Here is a 17,062-nt window from a genome sequence, read left to right as displayed (position 1 = left end):
ATATTTATTCCTTTGAAGATGTACTTAAGTAATGAAAAATAAACAACTCTCCCCTGCTATCGTTCCCTTCGCTGGAAATATATAATACACCTTCGGGTGAAAAACATATTCCTTCAGGCTGCTCCATTAAAACCCCGTCTAATTTTACCACTTCTTTTAGTTTTAAATCCGAGGTGTAAACCACTAATATATGATCAGCCGACAATATATAAATATCATTATTAAGTGGATGAATTGCTATCCCGGAAGGATCAAAATCCCTAATCTCATAAAAATGATCTCGGCCCTTAATGTAATTCTCCAACGTATCTCTTTCAATAAATAAAAATGGTACTGGGTCATTATTCTTTATAGTATAAACACCCTTACCACTATTTTCTACTCCTGCAATGGTTCCTTCACCTTTGGCTGCAACTAGAAGATTTCCACGAATATACCCCAGCCCTTCAAGATCGTTTTTAGAGCTAAATGCACTCTTATACTCTCGAACATTGTCAGCCTCACTGTTTTCAATCTGAAAAGAATAGAACGTTCCATCACTTTCCATCACCCAAACATTAACACCATCATATTCCACCCCTTCATAATCACCACCCTTATTAAACTTAACTTTTTGATTTACATCTCCCGTTTCAGCATCCAACACATATACATTTCCAGTTTCATCCTCTACGGCCAGTAATTGACCTCCCATGTAATAAGAAAGACCAGAAACTTCTTCCAAGTCCCAATGGAGTTTCACTTTTGATTTTGGAGCATATAAAGTGTAGGGTACTTTTAACGTATCGTAGTCTTTGTATTTAGGATGAATTTCTCTTTGTAGAAATGAATCACATTGTAGAAAAAGGATGGTGAAAAAAGTGACGATCAAATACTTTATAGCAAGCTGCATCAAACAAATTTGGTTAAAAAAAGGTCGTTATAAAAATGGCTACTATCTTTGTGCATGGCCTTAAAAAACGACTTAATTCTCCGCACAATTAATGGTGAAAAAACAGAAAGAACTCCTGTTTGGCTAATGAGGCAGGCAGGTAGAATTTTACCAGAATATCGTGCCGTCAGAAATTCGCTTAGTGGATTTAAAGAACTGGTAGAAACCCCTGAGTTGGCAGCTGAAGTAACCATTCAGCCTGTAGATATTCTAGGTGTCGATGCAGCCATTATTTTCAGTGATATTTTAGTTATACCTGAAGCTATGGGTCTCAAGTATGAAATGGTCGAAAAACGAGGCCCCCATTTCCCTGAAACAGTTAAGTCTCTCAGCGATGTAAAGAGACTGAAAGTAGCTGAAGCCAGTGACGTTCAATATACCATAGATGCCATCAGCGTAACCAAAAAGGAGTTGGATGGTCGAGTACCCGTCATCGGATTTGCTGGTGCTCCCTGGACCATTTTTGCCTATATGATTGAAGGTGGTGGAAGTAAAACATTTTCAAAGGCGAGAAGAATGCTTTACTCCGAGCCACAACTTTCGCATGAGTTGTTGCAAATGATCACAAATAGTACCATCAACTATTTACAAGGGCAAGTGGAAGCAGGTGCCAATTTGATTCAGATATTTGATAGTTGGGCAGGAATATTGAGTCCGGAATTATACAAAGAGTTTTCACTCAGATATATACAGCAGATTTGTGATGCCGTTGATAAAGTTCCAAAGACAGTATTTGCCAAAGATGCTTACTTCGCCCGTGAATGGTTTGGTAAAATTAATTGCAATACTGTAGGATTAGATTGGTGTATGGATATACGTGAATCAAGAAAATTGATTGGTGAAAACAAGACACTTCAAGGGAATTTTGATCCATGCGTACTTTACAGTTCAGAAGAACGAATTAAAGAAGAGGCGGAAAAAATGCTGGTTCAATTTGGTCCTACCAGGCATATTGCTAATCTTGGCCATGGCGTTTACCCAGATACTGATCCACACAAAGTGAAATTTTTCATTGACACGATTAAAGGGTATAAACACTAGATTTTAATTACTATTGCACAAATAGTTTAAAAAATGAAATCATTATTTACTACCATGCTTTTGCTGTCGTTTGGAATGATGGTAATAGCACAAGAAAAAGCCGCTGATTACAAAGAGCTTCAAAAATCAATACCCTCTACCATTAAAGGCTACCAACTTGTTGACGAAATTGAAGGAAGTAGTTTTGAAATGAGTGGAATGTCCTATTCCACAGCATCAGCAAGATATGAAAAAGGGGATTCTCAGCTGGAAATTGCCATTATGGATTATCAGGGTGCCTCAGCACTTTACACGAGTGCTGCTATGGCATGGAGTGCTGGAATGAAGTATGAAGATGATGAGCAAAAAGCGTATGGTGTTTCTTACGACAATGCGCAGGGTTGGCTGGCATTCCAGAAGGAAGATAACACCAGTGAGTTAGTGGTTGGATTCAAAGAAAGATATATTATAACCGTTATGGTCACAGAGGCTACCGAAAACCAGGCAGAAGAAATTTATAAACAACTTAATTTGAATAATCTGCCCTAATTAGCACATCAAACATCATCGAACTAACTAATCAATGATTCCATTGTTTAGGTACTATGATTAAAACAACCATACTTTCAAGTCTCATTCTTTTTGGTTTAGCTTGTTCTGAAGGTTCAGAAGATGAAACTAGGCCTGTAATCGAACAAGAATTGGAGACTGAAACCACAGATTCTGATTCTTTAGTTGAGAACGAAGAAATACCATTTGCATTTCTTGCTTTGGGCGACTCCTACACCATAGGCGAAAGTGTTGCAGAGGATAAAAGATGGCCCGTTCAATTGGCTAATGAAATAACAAAAGTCAATTCGAATTTAGTTGTAGAAACGAAAATTATCGCCCGAACAGGTTGGACAACGCAAGATTTAGGTAATGCCTTAGTTAAAGAAGAGCTGGATGCAAGCTTTGATCTTGTTTCACTTTTAATAGGAGTTAATAACCAATATCGTGGTTATCCTATCGAAGAATATCCAGATGAATTTGAAAAATTATTAAATCGCGCCATTGGCTATGCTGGTGGTAATAAAAATAATGTGATTGTAGTTTCCATTCCTGACTATGGCTTTACACCATTCGGCCAGTCAAACCAAGCCAAGATATCTCATGAGATTGATGCTTATAATGAAATTAACAAGCGCATTGCTGAAGAAAATGGCATTAAATACTATTTCATTACTGATATTTCTAGAGATGGACTGGAAAAGCCCGAATTAGTAGCAGACGATGGACTTCATCCTTCTGGTGAACAGTACAGGTTATGGGTAGAAAGGATCATTGCCGATAACGAATTTCTATCCATCATCAACAATTGATGATGGATAGAAATTATCTTTTTATTCGCTTCTAAGTGATTTTACAGGATTTACCAAAGCCGCTTTTAATGTTTGATAACCCACAGTAAGCCATGCAATAATTAGTGCAAGGCCACCTGAAATTATAAAAGTGAGTGCACTTATTCCTGTTTTGTAGGCAAAATTGCTCAGCCACTCATTCATAAAATAATAACTCACAGGTACAGCAATTAATAGCGCTATTAATATAAGTTTAGTGAAATCTTTCGACAGCAATAACACCACACCCGATACCGATGCTCCTAAAGTCTTTCTCACTCCTATTTCCTTTGTTCTTAGTCCGGCCATGTAAGCTGCAAGCCCAAACAGGCCTACACAGGCAATGATAATTCCTAAAGCAGCAAAAAGACCAAATATTTTCCCTGAGTTTGCTTCAGACTTGTACTGTTTATCTAATTCATCATCCAAAAATTTGTATTTGAAAGGGTCTTCCGGAGAAAACATTTTCCATTTATTTTCAATGGATGCCAATGCATCTTGCATATTCTCACCTTTAATTCTGGCAGTTAAAAACCCAGCTCCTCCAAAAGCCTGCGATTCTGTACTTAAAATCACAAATGGGCTTATTTCATCTCTTAGCGACATGTAATGAAAGTCCTTCACTACACCTACCACTTCATACTCAATTTCTACCGGATTGCCACCTGCTGCTGCAGCCACAGTATTTCGCAGCTTCAAGCCAATCGGGTTTTCCACACCTAACAAATCAACAGTGCGTTGATTGATGATCAGAGATAGTGAATCATTAAAATCTTTGGAAAAACCTCGCCCTTCCACAATTTCAAAACCCATGGTTTTTATATAGTCATCATCAGCAGTCATGGAGTTGGTAGTAATCGGCTCGGAAGCTCCTTGTGGCATAAATTGGATTCCAAAGTATTGATTTACCGGAATTACGCCAGAACCACCTGCCATTTCTACTTCAGGAAGTGCTTGTACCTCTTTTATAAATACATCCAATTGCTCATTGAGGGTCCCTATACGATCTACAACAATAAGGTGCTCTTTATTATACCCAAGATCTTTTTGTGCCATAAAATTTATTTGATCTCGGACTATGAGGGTTCCACAAATTAGTATGATGCTTATCGCGAACTGGAAAACAACCAATCCATTTCTCAACCACGACATGCTCTTGTTTGTCTGCATTTTGCCCTTCATTACTGATACCGGATTAAATCCTGAAAGTACAAATGCCGGATAACTACCTGCCAGCAGACCTACAATTAAAGCATAAGCTACAGTCACTGGTATTAATAAAGAGCCTTCGGATGCAATAGAAAGGGATTTAACTATTACATTATTAAAATAAGGCAGTGTGAGATAAACCACTCCTAAGGCGATGGCAGATGAAATGATACTTAGCACGATCGATTCAGTTAAAAACTGAGCAACCAACTGTTTTTTAGGCGATCCTAACGTTTTTCTGATACCAACTTCCTTGGCTCTTTCTGTAGACCTGGCGGTTGCAAGGTTCATGAAGTTGATGCAGGCAATTAACGTAATGAGTACTGCTATAGAAATGAAAATATATACATCATTAATATCACCACCTGCTTTAAACTCAGCCTGGTATTTCACCGGGTTTAGGTGTATATCTTCCATTGGAATGAGGGAGTAATTATAGCCGTTTCCTGCAGCCACATACTCTCCATATGTTGTGCTTAAGTTGGCCTCAATTTGCGGTGCGGCATAAGTTTCCACCATTTCCGGAAATTTGCTCTCAAGGGCAGCAGGATCTGCATTCTCATTAAGCAACACGTATAAGTGAGTAGTAAAGCTTACAAAATTATCATTCTGTAAGAATGGAAAGGTTTTAAGTGCTGCTAAAAAGCCAAACTCAAAATGCGAATTCTCAGTAAAATTTTCACAAACGCCCTTTACATTAAACTGACCGAAATCTGTAGTCAGTGTTTTATTAATAGGGTCTTCATTACCAAAATATTTAGTCGCCATTTCTTGAGTAATAACCATATCTTGGGCATTAGCTAGCGCATTTTTCGGATCCCCAGAAATTAGTTTAATGTCAAATACCTCAAAAAAAGTAGAGTCAGCAGCCATAAAGGCTGTTTCTTCAAAACGCTTTTCTTCATTCTTCTCATCCACATAGCTTACTACTACCGGATTATTGGCAGGATTACCGAACATTCGAACAGCATTTTCAACCTCAGGAAAATCGCGCACCATCACCTCAGAAAATGAGTGTGGTACAATGGCATAATTTGTTACATGATCAGGGTACAACCGCTCCAAACCAACCTTATAAATCCTGTCTCCTTTGGAGTGAAATTCATCATAAGAAAGCTCATCTTCCACATGGAGAAGAATAAGTAGACTGCTGGCAATACCAATTGAAAGCCCTAATACATTAATTATGGAGTAGATTCGATTTTTGAGCAGACTGCGAATAGCAATCTTAAAGTAATTTTTCAGCATGTGTTGAGTTGTTTGAGATTGGTAGTTATACCGCATCCACAAATGAAATGTTACATTTTTATTATGAGCGGTATTATTCTTCGAAAATCAGTATTAAATAATAACAAATAAATTATATTCACTCTAAATTAATTTCCATGGATAATTTCTCTGTATGGTGGGAAGCACTTGCCACTCTTGAAAAGATTTACTGGGCGATAGCCATTCCTTTCACGCTCTTTTTTCTTTTACAGCTTGCCTTAACATTTTTTGGTGGCGATATACCTGAAGATGCAGGTGCAGATGCTGATATTGAAGGTGATGATGGAATAAGCTTTCAATTCTTCACACTGAAAAATATGGTAGCCTTTTTTACTATTTTTTCATGGACAGGTATTGCATGCCTTGATTCCGGACTTTCAAACGGACTATCAATTGCTATATCATTAGTAGCGGGCGTTGCTATGATGTTTTTAATGGGCGCCATATTCTATTATCTGGGTAAGGCAAATGAAAGCGGTACATTACAAATGAAGAATGCCATTGGTGTGATAGGTGAGGTATATATGGAAGTAAAGGCCAATAGAGGAAACATTGGTAAAGTTCAACTGAAAGTTCAAGGATCTTTAAGAACATTGGAAGCTATAACCGATGATGAAGTAGATTTAAAACCAGGAATGGTAATTACAGTTAAGGATTTAGCAAACGATATTTTAATAATAACCACCAATAAATTAACATAATGAGCGTATTAACCCTCCCCATTTTTGCTCTTGTAGCGTTTTTCGTATTCATTGTTGTTGTTACCTTTTTTAGAAGGTACAAAAGATGTCCTTCCGATAGGATTCTAGTTGTATATGGTAAAGTTGGTGGTGGATCCGCCAAATGTATACATGGAGGTGCGGCATTCATATGGCCCGTTTTTCAAGACTATGAATTTCTTGATCTAACGCCAATCTCTATAGAGGTGATGCTTACTAATGCATTAAGTAGACAAAATATTCGTGTAGACGTTCCATCTCGTTTTACAGTGGGTATTTCTACTGAACCTGGTGTAATGAACAATGCTGCAGAAAGGCTTTTAGGATTAACGCAAGAGACCATCCAGGATTTAGCCAAGGACATCATCTTCGGTCAGTTGAGGTTGGTAGTTGCTACAATGGACATTGAGGAAATTAACAGTAACAGAGATAAATTCCTTGAAAATGTGGCATCTAATGTTGAAACCGAGTTGAAGAAAATTGGTCTTAAGTTAATCAACGTAAACGTAACAGACATTAAAGATGAATCTGGCTACATTGAGGCATTAGGTAAAGAAGCTGCTGCCAAAGCGATAAATGACGCAAAAAGATCAGTTGCTGAAAAAGATAGAGATGGTGCCATTGGTGCTGCCAATGCTGTACAAGAGCAAAGAGTGAAAGTGGCAGATGCAGATGCGAGTGCAGTTGAAGGTGAGAACTTAGCGAAGATTAAGGTAGCACAATCTGATGCTGTCAGACGAGAGAAGGAAGCAGAATCACAGAGAATTGCGATTGCCGCAGAAAAGGTTCAGACAGCGAAAGCATTAGAAGAGGCTTATGCCGCTGAGCAAGAAGCTGAAAATGCAAGAGCAACACGTGATAAAGCAGCACAAACTGCAGATATTGTTGTGCCTGCTCAAATCGATAAAGAAAAGGTAGAGATTGCTGCAGAAGCGCAAGCTGAACAAATTAGAAGGTTAGCAAAAGGTGAGGCCGATGCGATTCTATTTAAGAAACAAGCTGAAGCTCAAGGTTTATATGAAGTACTTACGAAGCAGGCACAAGGTTTAAAACAAATTGTAGACGCAGCAGGTGATAATGCTAAAGATGCCGTATTGTTACTTGTAGCAGATAAATTGCCTGAACTGGTTCGACTTCAGACAGAGGCAATTAAAAATATTAAAATCGATAAAATTACTGTCTGGGAAGGCGGAGGCTCTGGCCCAGAAAGCAAAACTTCAACAGCCAATTTCATTTCCGGACTGTACAAATCAGTTCCACCATTACAAGAAATGTTTAACATGGCAGGAATGGAACTTCCTGAATACTTGAAAGGAAAGAGTCCAGATGAAATTAAGCAGATGGCAGAAAGTGTAAAGAAGGAAGTGAAAGAAAATCCTGCTCCTTCTAAACCTTCTCCCAAACCAAATAAACCATCAGATTCAGGTCCAAAAGATCAGAATAAAGGGAAATAAAAAGGGGGCTTTTAAAGCCCCTTTTTTATTTATCTATTTTAACATCTTTAAGAGTGTTGTCAACTTCGATTTTAGATTTCTACGATCCACAATGAAATCGAGAAACCCATGATCCAATACAAATTCTGCACTTTGAAAGCCTTTAGGTAAGTCTTTACCAATCGTTTCTCTAATAACTCTAGGGCCCGCGAAGCCAATTAATGCTCCGGGCTCAGCAATATTAAAGTCGCCAAGCATAGCGTACGAAGCAGTAACACCTCCTGTGGTTGGATCAGTCAGTAAAGAGATATATGGAATCTTAGCCTCACTAAGCAAAGCCAATTTGGCGGATGTCTTAGCCATTTGCATTAAGGATAATCCAGCTTCCATCATTCTGGCTCCGCCAGACTTAGAGATCATTAAGAAAGGCTTTTTATTTTGTAGTGAATGGTCTATAGCTCTAGCTATCTTCTCGCCTACCACACTGCCCATTGAACCACCGATAAATCCGAAATCCATACAAGCTATCGTTATTTCCAACCCATTCATTTTGCCATAGGCTGTTCTAACGGCATCTTTTAATTCAGATTTCTTCTGAGTACTCTTTATTCTATCTGGGTAAGCTTTGGTATCAACAAATTTTAATGGGTCAGCTGACTCCATATTTTCATCCAGCTCAGTAAATTTATTGTTATCAAACAATATTTCGAAATACTCCGCAGAACCTATTCTCACATGATAGCCATCTTCAGGACTCACATAGGAATTACTCTTTAACTCTCGTGTATGTACGATTTTACCACTAGGCGTTTTGGTCCACAACCCATCGGGTGCCTCCTTCTTAGCCTCTGTTGGTGTTTGTATTCCTTTATCTTTCCTTTTAAACCAGCTCATAATTGCTATCCGATTGAAAACTGAGCAAATATCATCAGTATCATCCAGCTTTCAAAAATTACTATTAAGAATGTGACCTCCGCCAATTATTTAGTTTATTTGTAGCGCTCTTATAAAAAGAGTTTTACACGATTATTCAACCATACACATATACATATGTCATCTTCAAAATTTAAGCCTGGTGTTCTAACAGGCGATGAGGTACAAGAACTATTTAAGTACGCTAAAGAAAAGAAATTTGCACTTCCTGCTGTAAACGTGGTAGGCACAAATTCGGTGAATGCCGTAATGGAAACTGCGGCCGAGCTAAATGCGCCTATGATGATCCAATTCTCAAATGGTGGGGCTGTATTCTATGCTGGAAAAGGATTAAACAATGATAACCAGCAAGCTGCCATTGCTGGTGCCGTTTCAGGTGCCAAGCACGTACACCAAATGGCCGAATTATATGGTGCCAGAATTGTATTACATACCGACCATGCCGCTAAGAAGCTATTACCATGGATAGATGGTATGCTAGATGCTGGTGAAAAATTTTACAAAGAGCATGGCAAGCCTTTATTTAGTTCACACATGATCGACCTTTCTGAAGAGCCAATTGAAGAAAATATTGAAATATGTAAAAAGTATCTTGAGCGAATGAGCAAAATAGATATGACGTTAGAAATTGAATTAGGTGTAACTGGTGGTGAAGAAGATGGAGTTGACAATACTGATGTAGACAGTTCTAAGCTTTATACGCAACCTGAAGAAGTAGCCTATGCTTATGAAGAATTGAGCAAGATTAGCCACAGGTTTACTATTGCAGCTGCTTTTGGTAACGTACACGGTGTTTATAAGCCAGGTAATGTGAAGTTAACACCTGTAATTTTGAAGAATTCTCAAGATTATATCATTGAAAAATATAAGACTGGGCCAAACCCGGTTGATTTCGTTTTCCACGGTGGATCAGGATCAACGGTTGAAGAAATTCGTGAAGGTATCTCTTACGGTGTTATAAAAATGAACATTGATACTGATTTGCAATGGGCTTATTGGGAAGGAGTGAAAAACTACTACAAATCAAATGAAGGCTATCTTCAAGGGCAAATTGGTAACCCTGAGGGAGACGATAAACCAAACAAGAAATACTACGATCCAAGAGTTTGGCTAAGAAAAGGCGAAGAGAGTTTTAAAGCCAGACTTAAAAAGGCGTCTGAGGATTTAAATAATGTTAACACCTTATAAATTAAGGTGTTAAAGCAAAAAAGGGTTGATCAAATGATCAACCCTTTTTTTATATCCGATGTAATTTAAATTACAGCTTTTCTTTGATACGAGCAGCTTTACCTTGTCTACCTTTTAAGTAGTACAATCTCGCTCTTCTAACTTTACCTTTTCTAACAATCTCGATTTTCTCGATGCTAGGAGATAAAATTGGGAATATTCTTTCTATACCAATACCGTTAGACACTTTTCTTACTGTAAATGTCTCACCTGCTGTATTTGGGTGTCTTCTTTGAATTACAGTTCCTTGGAATTGCTGAATTCTCTCTTTGTTACCTTCCTTAATTTTAACGTGTACGTTAACAGTATCACCAGCCTTAAAATCAGGGTGAGATTTTGCTTCTTTGTTTAATTCAGCTTCAACTGCTTTTATGATCTCGTTCATGATATTATATATCTAAAAGTCTCTTTTCCGAAAATTGGAGTGCAAATATAGTAATTAATTGATTTAATAGACAACAGCGAATAGAAAATAATTATCTATCAATAACATTTTGTTTAATAATTTAGATTAATGTTTAAACATTATTGAATGGAGCATGTTATACTATCAAACAAAGAATTTAAACTTATCATCATAATGGAATCAAAAATAGAAAATCAATTAAAAGAAAAGAAAGCATTTAAAAATGCTACTGTATCTCACGTGGAAAATACACATACATTAGTTGTGGCTGCTACAGGTACATACATTACTATTGATGAATTTAAATCGATTTTCAACTATATCGGTGAACTGGTAAAGTCCCACAAAATAACCAAACTTGTTTTCGATAAAAGAAAGCTAAATGTCTTTCATCAGCCATCTATGGAATGGTATTTCGTTGAGTGGAAAGAAAAAATGTTTGATTTAGGGTTAAAAACACACAGAAAAATTCTTCCGGAAGATCAGGTGTTTAGACAAAGCGTAAAAATTGGAAGGCAACAAATTGCTGAAAAATACCCAAATGGGAAATTTAATGAAATGGACATCCAATATTTTGAAAATTTGGATGACGCAATCGAAAAATAATAAAAATGTCGAAACAGGAAATTGAAAAACTCCTAGTTGATGCCATTAATAAATTAAATGCCCTGGATGAATCTTACAGTCACCAGCTTACTGAATTAAAAGAACGTATAGATTTTCTGGAAGAAATGGTGTCTTCTCAGAAAAATATGCTGAAGGATTCAGTAGAATATATTCGGAAAATAGAAAATGGCAGCACTGTAAATAGGTAGAATAATTACAATAAAAGGTTGAAGAATTAATTTTCTTCAACCTTTTTTAATGGCAATTCCATTGTGACAGTTGTACCTACATTTACGGAACTGAATAAACTAATCTTCCCGCCTAAAATCTCTACAGTTCTTTTGCATAAATACAAGCCTAACCCAGATCCTTTAGACTTAGAGCTTCCCCGATAAAACATATCAAACACATTGGGCTGAACTTCAGCTGGTATTCCAATTCCATTATCGGCAACCTGTATTTTAAGCATAGTATGCTTTACACTAATAGTAACATCTACCCTGCCTCTCTCCGACCTGAAATCAATTGCATTCTTAACTACATTATATAAGAGCAGCTTTATCCTATCTACATCGCTAATGATCTCTTCATTAGGTTGGTTAAAGGTAATTTTTACTACATTATACCCTACAGAGCGTTCAAGGTCATCTAAAACTTCCTCCCAAATTTCTTTAAAATTTAATCTCGAATACTTTACCACTTCAACGAGATTACTGCTGTATCTGGCAAGCATTCTTAATAGATGCTTCATTTCAACAATTGAGGCTTTAGATTTAGCTAAATACTCATCTCTTCCTTCCGTATCAACTTCAATGAGTGAAAGAAGGCCTTCTAAGGCAGTAATGGGTGTTTTTAAATCATGGTAGCTTCTGTAGACAATCTGGTCGATTTCCTTGTTTCGTATATTCAGCTCCTCAAGTGCTTTTTCCAAGCGATCATTTTTATTGATCATCGCCTCCACAGCAGCAGTTAATTCCTCATGCTGTGCCTCTAACTCTTCGTTTCTATCTTCGAGCTCTTTCTCTCTTTCAGATAGCTCTGTTTTATACGACTTTCTTTGCATACCCTACTAACATGCAAATGGCCTAATGTTCTAATTATTATTATTTTGAGTCGGTTGGTCTTCGTAATTGGGTGCGTTTCACAGATTGTTCAAATCGCCAATCTTCTATCTTCTTCTGATGGCCCGAAAGTAGCACATCCGGCACTTTTAATCCTTCAAATTCTGCTGGCCGGGTATATACTGGTGGTGCCACTAAACCATCCTGAAATGAATCTGATAATGCTGACGTTTCATCTCCCAAAACGCCTGGTAACAATCTAATGATAGCATCAGAAACAACTGCCGCAGCCAGCTCACCGCCAGAAAGTACATAATCTCCAATACTAATTTCTCGGGTTATAAAATTTTCACGAACGCGTTCATCCACACCCTTATAATGGCCACAAAGAATGAGTATATTTTTTTTCAGAGATAATTCATTCGCAATACCCTGGGAAAAGTTCTCTCCATCAGGACTCATGTAAATTATTTCATCATAAACTCGCTGATCCTTCAACTCACGAATACATTTGGCTATAGGTTCAATCATTAAAACCATTCCTGCTCCACCGCCAAAAGCATAGTCATCTACTTTTTTGTGTTTGTCTTCAGAATAATCCCTTAAGTCATGCACAACCACTTCTACCAAACCCTTATTTTGAGCTCTTTTTAAAATAGAGTCATTGAATGGGCTTTCGAGAAGCTTTGGTAAGCAGGTAATTATGTCTATTCGCATTAATCTAAATATACATCTAGTAAACCATCAGGTAAAGTAACCTTCAAGAGTTTATTTTCATGATCCACAGAACCAATGATTTCGTCATTAACAGGTACCAATACTTCTTTACCTTGATAATCGACAACAATTAAGTCTTGTTTTGTGGTAGTAACTACATCCACTATTGGCCCGAGTTGACCATGATGAGTGTCTTCTATGGTATACCCTTTTATCTCGTGATAATAGAATTGATTATCATCAAGTTTAGGTAATGTAGATAAGGGTAGGTAAATCGCACAAGATTTCAAATCAGATGCCGATTCTTGATCATCAACATCTTCAAACTTTATAACGGCTTTATTGCCTCTTATTTGAATGTACTCAATAAAAAAAGGAACCAGTTTATTGTTGATCTCAACAAAAACTGATTCCAATTCTGAGTATTCTTCAGGAAAATCTGCGTCAATAAATACGCTAAGTTCCCCGTGAGTCCCATGTTTCTTGATCACGTAACCTAATTGGTAGCACGCATCAATATTCATGGTATATTAATCCTCTTTTTTCTCTTCTTCAGAAGCTGATTCTTCTTTTTTAGCTTCTTCAGCTGGCGCTTCAGTAGCTTCAGCTTTTGGAGCTTCAGTTGCGGCAGCAGCCGGAGTTTCTTCAGTAGCTTCTGCTACAGCTTCTTCCCCTTCAGCTTCGGCAGCAGGTGCTTCAGCAGCAACAGCGTCTTCTGCTTTCTTCTTCAATGCTTCCGCTCTCGCTTCTTTCACTTTAGCTTCAGCTTCTAACCTAGCTTTCGCTTTGCTATCAGTATCTTTTGCAATCTTCTCTCTCTTAGCCTGGATCTTAGAATCTTTCTCTGCTAACCAAGCATCAAATTTCTTATCTGCTTCTTCCTGAGTGATTGCTCCTTTATTAACACCAATTTGTAAGTGTTTCTTTAACATTAATCCTCTGTAAGAAAGCATCGCTCTTACTGTATCAGTAGGTTGCGCTCCTTTCATTACCCAGTCAAATGCTTTCTCCTCATCCAATTCTATGAATGCTGGATCCGTGTTTGGATTGTAACGTCCAATTTTCTCAATAAATTTACCATCTCGTGGTGATCGGGCATCCGCTACGACTACATCGTACATTGCCTGTTTTTTTCGGCCTCTTCTGGCCAATCTGATTTTAACTGCCATTTTGTTTTTAAAGTTTTAAATAGTCGGATCACGTCCGATTTTAAAATTGAGGTGCAAAGGTAATACTTTTTTAATAATATCAACACATCGACATAACTATATATGCCTTAATTACATGGTATAAATCCGTTAAATCCAACCTACAGAATAAGAATTCAATTAACTCATTGATTATCAGTTATATTTGTATAACCGATTATACAGTTTTTTTATTGAATATTACTTATTTACCTTTGATTTGAAATTGGACAACCAAAACTAATGGATAAATATTCCTACATCGCAAATGCTCATGGAAATTACATCGATGAGCTATACAAATCATATCAAGAAGATCCTTCATCAGTAGATATCACCTGGCAAAAGTTTTTCGAAGGTTTCGAATTTTCTCAGCAGAAATATGGTGAAGAAGGGCCGGAACCTGCAGAAGGTGTTTCTTCGAAGGACATTCAAGTACGAAACCTTATACATGCTTACAGATCACGTGGTCATTTAAAATCTGACACAAACCCTGTTAGGCAAAGGCGTGATCATAATGTTAAGCTGAAAATTGAAGATTTTGGTCTATCTGAAAAAGATTTAGATACAGAGTTTGATGTTGGAGCTGGCATTGGAGTTGGCAAAGCGTCTCTTAAAAAAATTGTAGAGACATTAGATAAAATATATTTGAATCATATCGGGTATGAATACATGCATATCCGAGATTCTGAAATTTTAGATTGGTTTAAAGCTAAATGTGAGAAGGATGGGTTGGATTACAAACCTGAGACTCCTGTTAAAAAGCGAATACTCCAAAAATTAAATGAGGCTGTAACGTTTGAGAACTTTCTTCATACAAAGTTTTTAGGCCAAAAGCGCTTTTCTTTAGAAGGAGGTGAAAATACGATACCTGCCTTAGACAGCATCATAAATAAAGCAGCTGAATTTGATGTGAAGGAAGTGGTAATAGGCATGGCACATAGAGGACGACTAAACGTTCTTGCCAACATTATGGGCAAAACCTATGAAGAAATATTCAGTGAATTTGAAGGAACAACAGACCCTGACTTAACCATGGGTGATGGTGATGTTAAGTATCATTTGGGATATTCGAGTAGAATTAAGGCCGCCAATGGAAAAGACGTTTATGTTAAACTAACACCAAACCCATCTCACCTGGAGGCAGTTGACCCGTTAGTGTTAGGATATGTTCGTGGGCAGATTGATGATGAGTACAATGGTGATCTTAAGAAAGCCATGTCTATATTGATTCATGGCGATGCGGCAGTAGCAGGTCAGGGAATAGTTTATGAAATTGTTCAGATGTCTCAACTACCGGGCTACAGAACTGGTGGTACAATACACTTTGTAATTAACAATCAGGTTGGCTTTACAACAGATTATGACGATGCTAGATCAAGCATTTACTGTACCGATATCGCCAAAATTATTGATGCTCCTGTGCTCCATGTAAATGGTGATGATCCTGAAGCCGTTGTATTTGCCTCTAATTTAGCGGTTGAATACAACCAAAAATTTGGCAAGGATATTTTCATCGACTTACTATGCTATAGAAGACACGGCCATAACGAAAGTGACGAGCCTAAATTCACTCAGCCTAAGCTGTATAACACTATTGCAAAGCATCCTAACCCAAGAGAAATTTATGTTAAAACGTTAACTGAAAGGGGCGATGCCAACGAAGATGAAGTAAAGAAAATAGACAAAGAATTCAGAGCCCTACTTCAAGATAGACTCAATGAGGTAAAACAAAAGCCTTTACCTTACAAACCACAAAAAGTTGAGGAAGAATGGGAGCAGTTGAAACGTGCAACAAGTAAAGATTTTGACGCTTCGCCAGACACATCAATTGATCAAAAAACAATTGATAAAGTGGCCAAGGCTTTAACTACACTTCCTAAAGGGTTTAAGCCAATTAAACAAATTGATAAGCTCATAAAAGATAGAAAAGCCAACTTCATTGAAAAGAAAGAAATTAACTGGGCAGACGCTGAACTATTGGCTTATGGCTCGTTACTTATAGATGGCAAATTTGTGAGAATGTCAGGGCAAGATGTTAAAAGAGGAACCTTCTCTCACCGACATGCAGTGGTGATGGATGCCAATTCTAATGAAGCCTATTGCAACTTAGATCATATTGAAGAAGGTCAGCAGCCATTTAGAATTTACAACTCACTACTTTCAGAATTTGGAGTTTTAGGTTTTGAATATGGTTATGCGATGGCCACTCCGAATGCGTTGGTTATTTGGGAGGCTCAATTTGGAGACTTCGCCAATGGAGCCCAGGTGATGATAGATCAGTTCATAACAAGTGCTGAATCTAAATGGCAACGAATGAATGGATTGGTAATTCTTCTTCCTCATGGGTATGAAGGTCAAGGACCAGAGCATTCTAATGCCAGACCGGAAAGATTCTTGCAATTAGCTGCCGAAGAAAATTTAGTAGTAACTAACATAACCACTCCGGCTAACTTCTTCCATATGTTAAGAAGACAGTTAACATGGAATTTCAGAAAACCTTTGGTGAATTTTGCCCCAAAATCTCTTTTAAGACATCCGCTGGTAGTTTCATCTCTCGATGATTTCACCAAAGGGTCATTTAAAGAAATTATAGATGATAGTTACGCAACTACAAAATCTGTTAAGCGGGTATTATTATGTAGTGGCAAGGTATATTTTGATTTGCTTGAAGAGCAGCAAAATTCAAAGAGAAAAGATGTGGCTATTGTTAGGCTCGAGCAACTTCACCCGTTCCCGCAAAAGCAGTATGATGCTTTAGTTAAAAAGTACAAAGATGCGGAATTAGTTTGGGTGCAGGAAGAACCAGAGAATATGGGCTATTGGACTTATATTCTTAGAGTATTAAGAGACCCTAAAATGAAGGTAATTACTCGTAAAGCAAGTGCATCGCCTGCTACCGGTTATGCAAAAGTTCATAAAAAAGAACAGGCTGATATAGTAGCAAAAGCATTTGAAAAATAAG

General features: G+C 37.5%; 17 protein-coding genes. 9 read left to right on the top strand and 8 right to left on the bottom strand.

Annotation, left to right across the window (positions count from 1 at the left end):
• Positions 1 to 4: 4 nt before the first annotated feature.
• Positions 5 to 892, bottom strand: coding sequence for an SdiA-regulated domain-containing protein (locus JR347_RS05500; RefSeq protein ID WP_205723049.1), 888 nt, complete (start codon positions 890 to 892; stop codon positions 5 to 7).
• 54 nt (positions 893 to 946) lie between these two features.
• Between JR347_RS05500 and hemE the strand changes: the two genes are divergently transcribed.
• From hemE to JR347_RS05485, 3 genes are read left to right on the top strand one after another with little or no spacing between them, the layout of a single operon-like run.
• Positions 947 to 1,972, top strand: a complete 1,026-nt coding sequence (gene hemE / locus JR347_RS05495; RefSeq protein WP_205723048.1) for a uroporphyrinogen decarboxylase — start codon at positions 947 to 949, stop codon at positions 1,970 to 1,972.
• Positions 1,973 to 2,005: 33 nt separating this feature from the next.
• Positions 2,006 to 2,500, top strand: coding sequence for a hypothetical protein (locus JR347_RS05490; RefSeq protein ID WP_205723047.1), 495 nt, complete (start codon positions 2,006 to 2,008; stop codon positions 2,498 to 2,500).
• A gap of 56 nt (positions 2,501 to 2,556) precedes the next feature.
• Positions 2,557 to 3,312 (top strand): SGNH/GDSL hydrolase family protein, encoded by a 756-nt coding sequence (locus tag JR347_RS05485; protein WP_205723046.1) that lies wholly within the window; start codon positions 2,557 to 2,559, stop codon positions 3,310 to 3,312.
• A gap of 21 nt (positions 3,313 to 3,333) precedes the next feature.
• Here JR347_RS05485 and JR347_RS05480 read toward each other — a convergent pair whose 3' ends face one another.
• A complete protein-coding gene (locus JR347_RS05480; protein WP_205723045.1) occupies positions 3,334 to 5,787 on the bottom strand; it encodes an ABC transporter permease in 2,454 nt (817 codons plus the stop codon).
• A 137-nt stretch (positions 5,788 to 5,924) separates the two neighbouring features.
• Here JR347_RS05480 and JR347_RS05475 point away from each other — a divergent pair, with 137 nt between their 5' ends.
• Both JR347_RS05475 and JR347_RS05470 read left to right on the top strand, forming a co-directional pair.
• On the top strand, positions 5,925 to 6,509 hold the full coding sequence (locus JR347_RS05475) for a hypothetical protein (protein ID WP_205723044.1): 585 nt from the start codon (positions 5,925 to 5,927) through the stop codon (positions 6,507 to 6,509).
• Complete coding sequence (locus JR347_RS05470) at positions 6,509 to 7,981, top strand: flotillin family protein (RefSeq protein WP_205723043.1); 1,473 nt, start codon at positions 6,509 to 6,511, stop codon at positions 7,979 to 7,981. The genes JR347_RS05475 and JR347_RS05470 overlap by 1 nt, the downstream gene beginning before the upstream one ends.
• 33 nt (positions 7,982 to 8,014) lie before the next feature.
• Here the strand turns inward: JR347_RS05470 and accD are convergent, their stop codons facing one another.
• Entirely contained in the window at positions 8,015 to 8,854 is an 840-nt protein-coding gene (gene accD / locus JR347_RS05465; protein WP_205723042.1) for an acetyl-CoA carboxylase, carboxyltransferase subunit beta, read from the bottom strand.
• 156 nt (positions 8,855 to 9,010) lie between these two features.
• On the opposite strand from accD, the gene fbaA reads away from it, so the two are divergent.
• On the top strand, positions 9,011 to 10,081 hold the full coding sequence (fbaA, locus tag JR347_RS05460; protein WP_205723041.1) for a class II fructose-bisphosphate aldolase: 1,071 nt from the start codon (positions 9,011 to 9,013) through the stop codon (positions 10,079 to 10,081).
• Between the two features lie 70 nt (positions 10,082 to 10,151).
• On the opposite strand, the gene rplS is transcribed toward fbaA, so the two are convergent.
• The gene (rplS, locus tag JR347_RS05455; protein ID WP_317192615.1) at positions 10,152 to 10,505 is read right to left on the bottom strand and encodes a 50S ribosomal protein L19; all 354 of its coding nucleotides are present in this window, start codon (positions 10,503 to 10,505) and stop codon (positions 10,152 to 10,154) included.
• 195 nt (positions 10,506 to 10,700) lie between these two features.
• Between rplS and JR347_RS05450 the strand changes: the two genes are divergently transcribed.
• Both JR347_RS05450 and JR347_RS05445 read left to right on the top strand, forming a co-directional pair.
• Complete coding sequence (locus JR347_RS05450; RefSeq protein WP_235689764.1) at positions 10,701 to 11,132, top strand: hypothetical protein; 432 nt, start codon at positions 10,701 to 10,703, stop codon at positions 11,130 to 11,132.
• A 5-nt stretch (positions 11,133 to 11,137) separates the two neighbouring features.
• Positions 11,138 to 11,341 carry a hypothetical protein gene (locus JR347_RS05445; protein ID WP_205723040.1) on the top strand — a complete coding sequence of 68 codons (204 nt, stop codon included), beginning with the start codon at positions 11,138 to 11,140 and terminating at the stop codon, positions 11,339 to 11,341.
• Between the two features lie 26 nt (positions 11,342 to 11,367).
• Here the strand turns inward: JR347_RS05445 and JR347_RS05440 are convergent, their stop codons facing one another.
• From JR347_RS05440 to JR347_RS05425, 4 genes are read right to left on the bottom strand one after another with little or no spacing between them, the layout of a single operon-like run.
• Positions 11,368 to 12,195 carry a sensor histidine kinase gene (locus tag JR347_RS05440; protein WP_205723039.1) on the bottom strand — a complete coding sequence of 276 codons (828 nt, stop codon included), beginning with the start codon at positions 12,193 to 12,195 and terminating at the stop codon, positions 11,368 to 11,370.
• Positions 12,196 to 12,235: 40 nt separating this feature from the next.
• Positions 12,236 to 12,910, bottom strand: coding sequence for a tRNA (guanosine(37)-N1)-methyltransferase TrmD (trmD, locus tag JR347_RS05435; protein ID WP_205723038.1), 675 nt, complete (start codon positions 12,908 to 12,910; stop codon positions 12,236 to 12,238).
• The gene (rimM, locus tag JR347_RS05430; RefSeq protein ID WP_235689763.1) at positions 12,910 to 13,401 is read right to left on the bottom strand and encodes a ribosome maturation factor RimM; all 492 of its coding nucleotides are present in this window, start codon (positions 13,399 to 13,401) and stop codon (positions 12,910 to 12,912) included. Before rimM ends, trmD begins: the two co-directional genes overlap by 1 nt.
• 39 nt (positions 13,402 to 13,440) lie before the next feature.
• The gene (locus JR347_RS05425; protein ID WP_205723036.1) at positions 13,441 to 14,079 is read right to left on the bottom strand and encodes a 30S ribosomal protein S16; all 639 of its coding nucleotides are present in this window, start codon (positions 14,077 to 14,079) and stop codon (positions 13,441 to 13,443) included.
• Between the two features lie 261 nt (positions 14,080 to 14,340).
• Here JR347_RS05425 and JR347_RS05420 point away from each other — a divergent pair, with 261 nt between their 5' ends.
• Positions 14,341 to 17,061: a 2-oxoglutarate dehydrogenase E1 component gene (locus tag JR347_RS05420; RefSeq protein ID WP_205723035.1), complete on the top strand. Its 2,721-nt coding sequence runs from the start codon at positions 14,341 to 14,343 to the stop codon at positions 17,059 to 17,061.
• Position 17,062: the final 1 nt, after the last annotated feature.

Origin of the sequence: Fulvivirga lutea, from assembly GCF_017068455.1 — a bacterium.
GTDB lineage: Bacteria > Bacteroidota > Bacteroidia > Cytophagales > Cyclobacteriaceae > Fulvivirga > Fulvivirga lutea.
Note: the sequence above shows the minus strand (reverse complement) of the source record. Positions and strands in the feature narration are given on the sequence as shown.